The organism is Undibacterium sp. FW305-107 (assembly GCF_058788535.1).
On sequence record NZ_JBYTAV010000012.1, the window covers coordinates 110177 to 122710 of the forward strand.

At 53.9% G+C, this 12534-nt stretch carries 12 protein-coding genes; 2 read left to right on the forward strand and 10 right to left on the reverse strand.

The window, feature by feature from the left end; all coding sequences use genetic code 11:
- Positions 1-71 precede the first annotated feature (71 nt).
- Positions 72-1130 (forward strand): DUF5694 domain-containing protein, encoded by a 1059-nt coding sequence (locus AC3WQT_RS24350; RefSeq protein ID WP_492707901.1) that lies wholly within the window; start codon positions 72-74, stop codon positions 1128-1130.
- Positions 1131-1272: 142 nt separating this feature from the next.
- On the opposite strand, the gene AC3WQT_RS24355 is transcribed toward AC3WQT_RS24350, so the two are convergent.
- The 9 genes from AC3WQT_RS24355 to AC3WQT_RS24395 form a co-directional block, all read right to left on the reverse strand.
- Positions 1273-2496: a DUF2325 domain-containing protein gene (locus AC3WQT_RS24355; protein ID WP_492707903.1), complete on the reverse strand. Its 1224-nt coding sequence runs from the start codon at positions 2494-2496 to the stop codon at positions 1273-1275.
- Positions 2497-2557: 61 nt separating this feature from the next.
- Entirely contained in the window at positions 2558-2830 is a 273-nt protein-coding gene (locus AC3WQT_RS24360; RefSeq protein ID WP_492707904.1) for a hypothetical protein, read from the reverse strand.
- Between the two features lie 19 nt (positions 2831-2849).
- The gene (locus AC3WQT_RS24365) at positions 2850-3683 is read right to left on the reverse strand and encodes a ChaN family lipoprotein (protein ID WP_492707906.1); all 834 of its coding nucleotides are present in this window, start codon (positions 3681-3683) and stop codon (positions 2850-2852) included.
- Entirely contained in the window at positions 3676-4059 is a 384-nt protein-coding gene (locus AC3WQT_RS24370; protein ID WP_492707908.1) for a VOC family protein, read from the reverse strand. Before AC3WQT_RS24370 ends, AC3WQT_RS24365 begins: the two co-directional genes overlap by 8 nt.
- A gap of 31 nt (positions 4060-4090) precedes the next feature.
- Entirely contained in the window at positions 4091-4906 is an 816-nt protein-coding gene (locus AC3WQT_RS24375; protein ID WP_492707910.1) for an ATP-binding cassette domain-containing protein, read from the reverse strand.
- A 23-nt stretch (positions 4907-4929) separates the two neighbouring features.
- The gene (locus AC3WQT_RS24380; protein ID WP_492707911.1) at positions 4930-6027 is read right to left on the reverse strand and encodes a FecCD family ABC transporter permease; all 1098 of its coding nucleotides are present in this window, start codon (positions 6025-6027) and stop codon (positions 4930-4932) included.
- Positions 6024-6959 carry a heme/hemin ABC transporter substrate-binding protein gene (locus AC3WQT_RS24385; RefSeq protein WP_492707913.1) on the reverse strand — a complete coding sequence of 312 codons (936 nt, stop codon included), beginning with the start codon at positions 6957-6959 and terminating at the stop codon, positions 6024-6026. Before AC3WQT_RS24385 ends, AC3WQT_RS24380 begins: the two co-directional genes overlap by 4 nt.
- The gene (locus tag AC3WQT_RS24390; RefSeq protein WP_492707914.1) at positions 6947-8059 is read right to left on the reverse strand and encodes a hemin-degrading factor; all 1113 of its coding nucleotides are present in this window, start codon (positions 8057-8059) and stop codon (positions 6947-6949) included. Before AC3WQT_RS24390 ends, AC3WQT_RS24385 begins: the two co-directional genes overlap by 13 nt.
- A gap of 14 nt (positions 8060-8073) precedes the next feature.
- Positions 8074-10272 (reverse strand): TonB-dependent hemoglobin/transferrin/lactoferrin family receptor, encoded by a 2199-nt coding sequence (locus AC3WQT_RS24395; RefSeq protein WP_492707916.1) that lies wholly within the window; start codon positions 10270-10272, stop codon positions 8074-8076.
- Between the two features lie 443 nt (positions 10273-10715).
- On the opposite strand from AC3WQT_RS24395, the gene AC3WQT_RS24400 reads away from it, so the two are divergent.
- Positions 10716-11171, forward strand: coding sequence for a hypothetical protein (locus tag AC3WQT_RS24400; RefSeq protein ID WP_492707917.1), 456 nt, complete (start codon positions 10716-10718; stop codon positions 11169-11171).
- Positions 11172-11300: 129 nt separating this feature from the next.
- Here the strand turns inward: AC3WQT_RS24400 and AC3WQT_RS24405 are convergent, their stop codons facing one another.
- Entirely contained in the window at positions 11301-12509 is a 1209-nt protein-coding gene (locus AC3WQT_RS24405) for an FAD-dependent oxidoreductase (protein WP_492707918.1), read from the reverse strand.
- Positions 12510-12534: the final 25 nt, after the last annotated feature.

The following is a 12534-nucleotide window of genomic DNA, read 5'->3' on the forward strand; positions in this document are numbered from 1 at the left end:
TGTCCCATTCTTCTTGTTTATCCATACGCTATCCCCTACATTCGCGAGATTGATTTCTCTGAGGGCATGACATGAAGCAATGGGTAAAACGGATTTTTTTTGCAGGTGCAGTGATGCCGATTCTGGCGCAGGCGCAGATTGATCTGACTGTGCTGGATCGTGATATGACCGGGCCTAGTGCGCAAGTGCTGGTGTTGGGGACGGTGCATTTGAGAAGCGTGCCAGCCAGTTTTAATCCTGCATCGCTGGACGGTGTGCTCGATAAGCTGGCGAAATTCAAACCAGAGATTATTACGATAGAAACTGAGTCTGGTGAAGAGTGCGATATGGTTGCCCGTCATGTTGCCAGGTACGGTGCCGACTATTGCGCATCAGTCGAAGTGGCCAGGCTGGCTACCGGACTGGATGCACCAGCGGCGATGGCCGAAGCAGACAAGATGCTCAAGGCGTGGCCGCAACAATCAATGGTAACGGCGGCGCAGCGTCGTCGTCTGGCTGCCTTGTTCATGGCATCGTATGACACGGCGTCTGCCTATGTGCAATGGTTGCAATTGCCAGAAGCTGAGCGACACGCAGGCGATGGTTTGAATGAGGTGTTGGTGGATAAACTCATGCAGACCGGAAAGCGCAAGGACGAAAACTATCAGATCGCTGCCCGCCTGGCCGCACGTCTGGGTTTGCAGCGTGTTCATGCGGTGGATAATCATACTGGTGACCGTATTGATGTGCCAGACATCAAAGCCTTTGTACGTTCCATAGAGTCGGCATGGGCAGCAGGCAATGCGGCTATGAATGTACGAAGAAAACGCCAGGAGGAACTGTCGCAAGCATCAGATCTTTTGCCCTTATACCGATATATCAGTGAACCTGAAGGTTTGCGCATTTATGCCGAAGCCAATGTGATCCCTGCGATGCGCGCCAAGTCAGCAGAAGGCTATCCGCAGATATGGGTAGCCGGGTGGGAGATTCGCAACCTGCGCATGGTCGCCAATATTCGTGAAACTTTCCGCGAGCGTCCTGGTGCCCGCGTTTTGTCTGTCGTAGGTGTCTCCCACAAACCCTGGTTTGACAGTTGGCTGGGACAAATGCAGGGGGTGGATATCGTGAATGCGTTAGATGTACTGAAGTGAGGTGCTCATTATTGTTGGTGTTGGCTATTCGCAGGAGTGGCTTTAGCCGCGAATGCATTGTTGCATGGGCCATGTGTGGTACTGGCTTTGCTGCAATTGCTGTTCGCGACTGAAGCCGCTCCTACAGAAGGGGGGGCGTATTTTATTGACTGGCCATTTCTGTATTTGCGGCTTCATCTTCTGAGAATTTTTCCAGCCCGCGTGCCAGCGATGAGACGCTGGGGTTTTCTACGAAGACGCAGCGTTTGCCTGTGCGTTTGCAGAAATCCTTGACGCGCCAGTAGGCGGTGTGGCTGATGCAGCCTGTCTGGCAGATGACGAGGTCGGCGGCGGCCAGGCTGGCGTCGAGCAGGCTCTGGTTGTCTTCGAGGCCGCCGTCATGGTGGGCGAAGCGGCCGCCTATACGTTCTATGAGGTCGCGGTAGGTGGGTACATTGCCGCTGCGACCACCTACACACAGCACGGTTTTTTGCTTCAGGTGCAGGGTGATGGGGTAGACTTTTTCTTCTGGCGGCTGCCTGCTTTGCTCGGTTGCCTGTTCATGCATGTCGGCGGCGGTTTTGGTCGCTTCTGCCAGTTTTTGCTTTAGCTCGCGCACCTGGTTTTCTGTTTCAGCCTGGCGCTCAGCCATTTGTTCGATTTTCTTGAGCAGGCGCTGGCGGGTTTCCAACTCAGGCACTTCTGCCTTGAGGGCGGCGATGTCGCAACTGAGGAAATGGATGCTACTGTCCTTGCCTATGTTTTCTGCACGCAGTTGTATCAACTGGGTGTTTTGCTTTTCGATTTCGCGGGTTTTTTCTGCCAGGGCGCGGTTATGCCTTTCCTGCACGCGACCGAGTTCACGGGTCAGTAATTTGTTTTGTTCTAGCAGTGCATTGAAGCGGTTTATGTCTATACGCACGCTGGCACCAGCCTGGTGCTGCAGCATGTGCATATCGCGGCATAAGCCATCTTGCAGGTCAGCGTCGCAACGCGGGTGTGTCAGTGCGGCCCAGAATGCGCCGGCAACATCACCCTTGTCGATGGCGGCCAGCCACAGGCGGGTGACGGCTTCTACTGTTTTGGCTGCACGAAACTCTTGTATGGTGCGGGCATAGCGCTGTTCCAGCTCTTGCTGTATGGCTTCTGAGAGGCGGTTGCGGCGACCACATTCAGAGATTGCGCCGACATGGATTTCATAGTCTTCGGCAATGGCCTGGCCATTCATGGCCTTGTTGACGATGCGTCGCAAGGTCGTCAGTGGTATGCAGACACCGATGACGGGGCAATGGCATTCATGCGTCAAATCCCAGATACGGCGACGGCGTGAACCCGCTGGCGTGGCTTCTGGTGTTAATGCAATACTATGTTTGTCATGTTCACACATACGGTAATCCTCTTGATACTTCTGACCAGGTGATGTTGCATAAACTTGCTTGATGATTTGCTTAATGCATTTTTTTACCCGGTGCTATTTCAAAGCCGGTGACGTGAGGCGCTTCCGGGGTTTTGGGCAGGCGGGCTTCATAGCTTTCTATGTTCAACTGCGCTTCTGCCAGCATATAGGCGAGGACACGGAAGCCCTCGACATCAAAGCGCAGGGATACATGGTTCAAAGACAGGTGAACTACCCCGCATTCCGGGCAGATCATGACTTCGCCTACTTTGCTTGAGGCCAGACCCAGGTGCTGGCAAGCGTTGGCTGATGGCTGATGTTTCATGTGTTCCTCTGAGTATGGATTAAGATGTCGCCTTGGGTGCAGGAATGCTGGCGCACGGGTCAGCACGGGTGTGGGCCTTGACGACATGGATGCTGTCATACATGCCGTTTTTTTCTGCTGCAGTTTCAGCCGATATTTCTACATAGCCGTGGACTTGCAGGCTGGTTCGCTGGCTTGCTGGTAGCCATACCGGTACACCGAGATCACGCCTGACGTGGCCATTGCCGGCCAGCAGGACGACACCTCGGTCAGCGTTTTCAGTGGCGATTTTGGCCATCACGACATCACGCGCGACTTGTGCCCTGACCATGCTGGGGACGATATTGTCCGGCATCTTGCCGCAATGGCCGCTTTCCATTGCAGCACGCTGGCCATCGACTACCACGGCGGGCAAAGGCTGGTCAAGTTTGTAGCTGGTGATGGTGTTCTTGTCGAGCACGGCAGCATAGCCTTCACGCATGACACGGGCGGCATCGGCGCGGGACAGATTGGCAGCCAACAGCGGCAGCTTGTAATCGATGGCAAGCTGGATGACGGGGCGGTAGTGCGGCCATTCCCAGCGCTTGTTGCCGAGCTTGCTGATGATGCAGTCTGCATCTGTACAGCTTGCCTGAGCCTGGGTAAGTTCGGCCTGGTTTTCGCGGTCGAACTGTTCCATGGCGATGGCGGGGTGCCAGCCTGTGACGACCATTTTTTTCAGGTCGGCATAGCGTTGCGCATGTCCATCAGGATTGTCGTGGACTTCGCCCAATAGCAATATCTTGCTGCCACTGATTGGCTTTTCAGCCTGGGTCGCGCATGCTGATAAAAGGCTGGCCGTGGCCAAGCCTGTGAGTAGAATTAAATTACGCATTGCTACATGTATCCATTTCTTCACCAAAGAACCACAAGACGCCACTGGGGTCAGTCAGGGTAAAGTCGCGCATGCCATAAGGCTGCTCAACGACTGAGGTCAGACGTACCTGGTATTTTTCTGCAATGCCGGATGAGACGATGAACTGGTGCCAGACTGCGGCATCGTCCACCAGGATATGCATCATGAAATTATTGGTGTGATCAGCGACATAGAACTCTTGCAGCATGAAGCTGCATTGTTCATATTTGAGATGGGCATAGCCGTCATTGCTGAAGACAAGTTCAAATCCCAGATCCTGGTAAAAAGTCAGGGAAGTTTCAAAATTTTTGGCAGGCACAAAGGCCTTGATTTCTTGCATCTTCAGTTTTTGCATGATCTCTCTCATTCAAATATGTTGTGAATTGCTATGCGCTTTTCCTGGCGCGTGACGAAGCGCGCAAGGGGGTGACCAGTAAATCACCTTCTTCATTATGCATGCAAGTCAGGGCGATATCGTATAAGTCTTCCAGCGCTGGCACTGCTTCGCGGTTGCTGGCGATATCAGCAACGAGCTGGCCATTCTTGACTAACAGCAGACGCCCGAAAGCCTGCATCGCATGGTTGATGTCATGCAGGATGGCGACGATGGCATGCTGGCGTTCGGTCGCATATTCTTCGAGGCTGGCGAGCAGGTCAAATTGCAGGCCGGGGTCGAGTGCGGCCAGCGGTTCATCGACGAGTATCAGGCCGTCGCGCTGGTCCCAAAGCTGGGCAAAGATGCGCGCCAGTTGTATGCGTGCCTGTTCACCGCCAGATAGGCTGTCAAAGCGGCGGCCCAACAAATGAGCCGCATGAGTCATGGCCGCTGCTTGCCTGACGATGCTTGCCAAATCTGGATCATGGGCACGGCTGACACGACCCAGGCTGATGACCAGATCAGTCTCCAGACCAAAGGCCACATCACTGTTTTGTGGCAAGACGGCACGCAGGCGGCTGAGTTCCATCAAGGACCAGCTTGCCAGCGGGCGTGACTGGAAAGCGATGTTGCCGCTGCTGGTTTTCAATTCACGGGACAGTAGTTTCAGCAGCGTGGATTTGCCTGCGCCACTGGGGCCGAGTATGGCGACTTTTTCTGCTTTGGCTATGCTCAGGCTGAAAGGCCCAAAGTCTTTCTTGCCCAGCCTGGCGCAGACGGCGTCAAGCTGGAGCAAACCCTGTTGTGTGGCGGTTTTCATTAACATGATGCGATTCTCATAAATGCGATTCAGGCTAAGCGACCACGTGCATTGCGCAGCAGGATCAGGAAGAAAGGGCTGCCCAGCAGGGCGGTGAAAATACCCACTGGCACTTCAGCCGGGATGGCGATGCAGCGTGCCACGGTGTCGGCCAGCAGCAAGAGCAAACCACCCATGAGCATGGAGCGTGGTATCACCTGTCTTTGATCTGGCCCGCCCATGGTGCGCACCAGATGCGGTGCCACCAGGCTGATGAAGCCTATCATACCGCACCAGGCTACCGCAAACCCGGTCAGTACCGCGACCAGGACAATAACCTGGGTGCGCAAACGGCGTACATCGATGCCGACATGGGCAGCCGCAGCTTCGCCCAGTGCCAGGGCATTCATGGCGCTGATCATGCGCCTGATCCACCACCAGGCTGGCAACAGCAATGCCAGTAACAAGCCAGCAGCCAGCCAGCTGGCACCTGCCAGGGAACCCAGGGTCCAGAAACTCAGGTTGCGCAATTGTTCGTCCGTCGCCAGGTAAGTGCACAAACCCAGCACGGCGGCACCCAGTGCATTGAGGGCAATGCCAGTCAATAGCAGGCCAACGATGGAACCGGGTGAAATCCAGCGTGCCACGCGATCAAGTGCAAAACAAACCAGCAGCGCACCGCTGAACGCAGTGACAGGCAAGATCCACATGCGCCAGGACATGGGGATGGGCAAATGCATGCCTGACAGGACAACGATACTCAAACCCGCAGCCGCCGCCGCACCGGCGGTAATGCCTAGCAAATTGGGATCTGCCAGCGGGTTGCGGAACAGGCCTTGTGTCAATGCACCTGACATGCCGAGCGCAGCACCGACCAGCACGGCAAACAGGGCACGTGGCAGGCGAATATTCCACAAGACATAGCTGCTGCCTGTCAGTGTCTGGTCGTCGCTGAAATCAAGCAGTGTCAACCAGTCTTGCAATTTGACAGGCACGGCACCGAATTGCACACTCAACAGTAAAGCTACAAGTAGGGAAATGCCCAGCACCAGCAGCAGGCCAGGCCTGCCGCCTTGCAAAAGCTTAGCGTGCAAACCTTGGTGTAAACCTTTTCGCAATTCACCAGACACGGCTACTGAGGCTTTCATGCCTGCATGGCCTTGATGATGGCGCTGTCCAGCTGGCTGATCGCCGATGGCAGACGTGGCCCAAAGCCCAGCATGAGCATGGCTTCTTGTGACAGCACGCGGCGCTTGCGGCCTGCCGGTGTTTGTTCTACACCCGGCAATTTCAGCACAGACTCTATGCCGCCCGAGGCTTTCAGACCCTGGTCAGTCACGACGATGATGTCGGGCTGGGCTGCGATCATGGCTTCTGGTGTCAAAGGCTTGTAACCACTGAAACCGCTGCTGCCATTAGTCGCGGTCAGGGCATTGCTGGCACCTGCATATTCAAGCACGGCATGGGCAGCGGTTTCACGACCGGCTACCATGATCTGGTTAGGTGCATGGGCGAGGATGAATACGGCTCTGGGGCCCTTGCCTTTGCGCTGCTCTATCGGTGTGCGGACCTTGGTCCATTCCTGCTGCAGGCTTTGCATCAGGGTGACGGCTTGGGCTTGCGTACCAGTCAGTTCACCAATCTGCTTGATGCGGTCGAGCACGCCTTCAAACTTGTGATGCGCAGGCAAGACCGCCAGTGGTATGCCGGAGGATGTCAACTGGCGTATCACGGCAGGCGGGCCTGCATCTTCGCTGGCGATGATCTGGGTAGGGGCCAGGGCCAGTACACCTTCTGCCGACAGGGAGCGGGCATAGCCGACATTAGGTAGTTTTTGCACGCTCTCAGGGAAGTTGGAGGTGGTATCGACGGCGACCAGGTCATTGCTGGCGTTCAGGGCGAAGATGATCTCGGTGATTGCTCCGCCTACGGCGATGATGCGTTGCTTGCCTTTGCCGGTTGCTGCTTGTGCAAAGGATGGCAACAGGCTGGAGGAAGCCAAACCCGCCAAACCCGCCAGTTGCATCAAAGCCTGCCTGCGCAGGCGATTGTGCTGGATTTGTGGGCTTATGCTGCGCATGTCTGGCTTTCTGACAAGAGGTTATCGATCAGTGCGCGCCATTCGCAAAGTTCTGGCTTACCGGGTTTGCGTTCACCAAAGAACATGGCGATGGTTTCGCCATCCGCATCAAACAATTCCAGTGAAGTGACGAGGCCATCCGTGGTTGGTTTTTTGACGACCCATGCACTGGCGATATGGTCTTCACGCAGGTGCAGGTTGAAGCGTGGGTCGAGTACATTCACCCATGGTCCCATTTTGGCAATCTTGCTGACCGGGCCGGAATGGATTTGTATCATGCCGGCATTGCCAGTAAATACCATGATAGGCACGGCTTCAGCAGCGGCTGCCTGCAACAGGTCCTGGCAGCTGCTGACATCAATTTGCTGGACAAACTGGGCATCAGCCAGACGCAATGCCTGGGTGCGTGTCACGGCAAATTTTTTCATGAGACCAAAGAACTCATGAGTATCACGCAAGGACGCCCAGGCCTGACGGAAGCCGGTGACATCGATGTCCTTGTCAGCCAGTTCCAGCAGTTTTTCTGCGGTGTCTTTTGTTTGTATGCCGGTTTGCTGTTCAACAGCGGCAAAGCTGGCGACCAGGGCTTCATAAGCTTCTACATTGCTTTGTGGCTTGATGAAAATCTTGTGGATGGCAGTGCCGGTGGCATCATAGAATTGCAGGCTTTTTTGCTCGCTGCGCTCTTCACCATTTCCTGTTTTCTCAGTAACGGCAAAACCAAACGCCCATTGCTGATAAAAAATCCGCAAGTCGATTTCACCTGCCAGCACCAGGCCAATGTGATTATTATTACTGATCTTGCTGTAACTGCCAGTTTTTTCATGGACGCAAGAAGGATTGCGTGTCAGGGCCATGACTTCGCCCAGGCTTTCTACTGCGACGATGATTTCTGGCCACTCTGCGCGCAGGCAGGTGGCACGCAGCAGGCAGTTGCTTTCTATGGCTGCTGTGCCTGCGTGGGCGGCGATCAGCTCGCCTTCACTGATCTCCAGGGTTTCGGCGATGTCACGATGTCTGGCTTTTTTTTCGCGGCGCATGCTGGCGAACTGTTCACGTACATGAGCATTTTGCTGCGGGGTCAAATATTGGGCTGGCATGACGAATCCTTCAATTAAAAGTCGTAACGAACTGATACCTGGGCATTCCGGCCAGGGGCGGTGTAAGCATCTTTGACGTTGGTGTTGTCAGCCAGGCCGCGTACATCAGACCAGGCCCAGTATTTGGTATCAAAGACATTGTTGAGGTTGGCATTGACTGTCAGGTTTTGCATGGGCTTCCAGTACACACCGAGGTCAACGACGTGGTAAGAACCTGGTGCAAACTGTGTTGTCGCTGCTGGTGCTATTCTGTCTAGCTGCTTGCCTTGATGATGCTGGAGTTGCGCGCGCGCGCCCCAGGCCGCTGTGTCATAGCGCAGGCCTGCCAGGAATTTCATCGGGTTGATGGTGTCTAGCGGTGTTTTGACGCCAGCAACTTCGCTGTCACCCTTGGTGTATGAGACACCGGCAGTGGCTTGCCAGTTACTGTCGATTTGCAATTCTGCACGGGCTTCTGCGCCACGGATCTGCGCTTTGGCCAGATTGATGTACTGGAATACCAGCGGGTCAACTGCAGTGCCAGTGCCACGCACTACTTGCTGGCTGATGAAGTCTTTGTAGCTATTGTCGAATGCGGCGAAGGAATAACGCAAACCCTGGACCTTGCCGCGGAAACCAATCTCAAAGCTGTCAGCACGTTCTGCTTTCAGTTGCGAATTGCCTATGCTGGTGTAGCCAGATGCCAGGTTGGTGAAGCCATTATTGACTTGGTCAGGAGTAGGTGCTCGGAAGCCCTTGGCGAATTGTGCATAAGGTGCAAAGGCCGCGTCGAGTTGCCATACCAGACCCAGGCGTGGCGTGACTGCACTATCAGACAGGGTAGCAACTGTGCCGCCTGTGTAGCCTGCACTGGATGGAGCAAGTTTGTAATGGTCATAACGCAGGCTGGGGATGATGCTCAGCTTGCCTGCTTCGATTTCATCCTGGATGAAGGCACCTGTGACTGTGTAAGTCGTATCCGGGAAAGGCTTGGCCGGGAAAGTTTCGCCAAATGGCGCTACCGTGCCATCGCGCAGGCCGGTGACTTCAGTGCGGTTCCAGTCAAAACCATAGCTGAGTTTTTGTTCAACAGCACCGGAGAAATTGCTTTCCATGATGTTGGACAAGCCGATGATCCTGGTGTTGTAGTGATTGTCGCGGGTGCGGTCAGCAGCGGTGTTCCTGTCTTCGGCAGAGTACTGGCTGACCTTGGCATCTTGCCAGTACAGGCGTGTCTCGGCATTGTGCAACCAGCTGGAGTTCAGGTTTTTATAGCGGTGTGCCAGGCTGAGTTTATTGCGCTCTACCTTGTCACGGGTATCGAGGTCCAGGGTGCTGGTGGATGCCAGTGGCGGCACGGCGCGGGCTGAATAAACATCAGTATCCTGCGTGCGTTTTTGCGCTTCTACACTGGCTTCGATTTGCTGGTTGCCATCGATTTTGAAGATTGCTTTACCCAGCAGGTATTGGGCGTTGAAATCCACTGGATTTGGTTTGGTGCGGTTGACGTTTTTTGCGTCATTGTCGGCACGGTTTTCTGTTTCATGACCACGGCGGTCGCTGACCAGCAGCAAACCTTGCCAGCTGCCATTGTCGCCAGCGATGGCGGCAGTATTGCGCCATGAGCGGTCTACTGTGGCATAGCCAGAACGCACGAAGCCGCCAAAAGACTGGCCTTTTTTGAGCAGATCAGACGGGTCCAGCGTGCGGAAGCTGACTGCACCAGTCAGGCCATCGCTACCGAACTGTGTGGAGGTAGGTCCACGCAAAATTTCTACTGCCTTGATGCCATCGAGTTCAAGGAAATCACCACGGCCTGTCGCAAATGCGCCAAACGAAAAACTGCCCGGTACACGCGTGCCATCCACCAGCATCAAGACCTGATTGCCTTCCAGACCACGAATATTGATGCCTTCATTACCAGCACGACCAGTGGAGCTGCCAGCCGCCGTAAAGCGGGTAGGGGCAACGCGCACGCTGATATCGAGTTCATTGCGGAACAAGTCCTTAATGTCGCGACCACCTTCTTGCTCTATCCTGGCAGCAGGGATGACGGTGACGGTATTGGGCACACTATCGACTGTTCTGGCTGTACGCGTAGAGGTGACAGTAATATCTTTGAGGGTAGTAGCTTCTGTTGGTGGGACCGGGCCGGGAGTTTGTGCAAAAGTTGTTGCCGGAGCTATGCCCCATGCCATACCCAGCGCCAGGGCGATTTGCGTCTTGCTTAGCATCGTGTTTCCTAATTTAAAAAATTGGACACTGGCTAGCGGCGACTGGCTGGTGTGTATCGTGTACAACTCCCTGGCCGGCATGGTTATTGCACCGTGCATAAGGCTGGGAGCATCGCAAAAAGGGGAGTTTTTACGATTAATATATTTTAATTGAGCTCATTATAAATGAGAATCATTCTCACTTGCAAGTGTAATTGTGGTTTTCTTTGTGAGTCCTTTTCCCAAATTCTGCTGCCTTCTTTTTACATTTCCCTGATATGCCTCTCATACTGTGGTGACAAAGCGATGGGCCAACGTTGCTCCTCAAAGACTGACTGTTCGTCAGGCATACACAAAGTAGGCTGGTGGTGGCAAAGCGATATAGAATCTAAGCGTACTCAAGCTACTGAGTCTCCACTCAATGAATCCCTATTAACTGCACGTTATGACCTCAGGACCCAATAATGTTTTGGTTCAAGTTACGCAAGACGCCGATAGAGAGCGCATTAGTTTTATTTGATGGTTTTTATGCTTCTGGCGCTCGAGAATGGGAGGAGTGGCATGCTGGTGTGCGCATGCATGATGTTCGTTTTCACTACATGCGCTACTACGCAAATGGCGACTGGATTAGCTGTTACCGCGATCACCCGTTTGATTTCTGGGCTTTCACAGAAACTGTTACTGACGATCTCTGGGGACTTGCTAAACGTGGTCGTGCGCCACAAGTTGGAGATTGTGACCCAAGTTGCTCCGCTGGGACATTCACGGTAGAAAAAGACACTTTGATTGAATCATTTTCCCCAGATATGTTTGGCGGTCGCACTCAAAGTTGGAACCGGGAGATTGCGGAACGAAAAATAACTAGCGTCAACGATGGGAAAAAAGCTTTCATACTCGAGTTCTCGCCGCGACCTGATTAAGCAGATGAGGATCAACGATATCATGTCGAATTACAGTGTCGTTTTTCGCTGTTACCAAGCGCTGACACATTTTAATTTGTGATAGTGCTTGATAGTCGGTAACGTGAGTAAGTAATAAGCACGGTGTGCTTATTTATCCTGGTCGCCAAATAATTGCTTGCTCCCTTTTTGTGAAGCATGCAGGGCAGCAAAGCTGTGTTGCCTTACTTGGTTTTCATAGTTTCTGATAGCGTACTCTGCTGAGATGACGCCTGCGTGTATCTGCTGGATTGCGTTTGCAAGGGCGGCGGCATCATGCAGGGCGGAATTGGCACCGAGGCCGCTGGCAGGACTCATGGCGTGGCTGGCGTCGCCCAGAGCAGTGATGCAATGCGTACTCCATACGGGCATGTCGCTGGCAATCTTGACGGGGAGCAGGGTGAGGGCTTCTGTTGGTGTTAGTTGGAAAACGGCTTTTAATCCTGTGTCCCAGGTCGCTGTCGTTTGCTCCAGGCAGGCACGTATAGCTGTGGATGTGGCAGGCAAGGCTTGGTCATTTTGCAGACCAAAGCTGCTGCGTTTTCCTATCAGGGCCCAATAGACGTAGTCGCCGACTGGACTGATGGAGCCTGTATTTGTGCCGACGATTTTTGTATCATGACCAAATAACATGACATCGATGACGGCTGCCATTTCATGGGCAAAGATGACGGATGTGCCGGTTTGCAATTGCGCCGCTACTTGCTGACGCACTTGACTGCTGTACGCGATTTTGCCATAGATGCAGATAGTGCCTGTGTCGTGCGGCGTAAGTTCAGGGAAGCGCAATTCGCGTACTTGAGAATGTACGCCGTCGGCAGCGACTAGCATGTCGGCCAGAGTGCTGCTGCCATCTTCAAAGCGTACAAGGATTTTACAGTCCGCCTGTTCGCTATAGTCAATCAGGTTTTTATTGAAGTGCACGTGCTCCTGTATGCCACTCAGCAAGACTTCACGCATGCTGAGACGGTTGGCTTTGAGGTCTGGCACTGACGCTGATTTTTCCTCTGCTTTGTCATGCTGCCAGTCTTCTACCCACTTTCCCGCCAGGATTTCAAGTTGTGGATTGAGGGTGTTGACCTGCTCGGATGGCAGCGCGCAAGTATGCTTGAACAAGTCGTACAGCGTGGCGGGCAGGCAAGCGGCGAGAGCAGTTTGACCAAGCTGGTCTATACGCAGGCGATAGCCCTGGCTGCGGCTGTCGGATGCGGCATCTTTTTCATGTACTTCAAAGCTGATACCGTTTTTCTTCAAGCCTTGTGCGAGGCAGAGTCCGCCGAGTCCGGCGCCGATGATGCAGACATGTAGAGGAGTATTCATTTTTCGCTTGGCTTGGTTTGTCTTA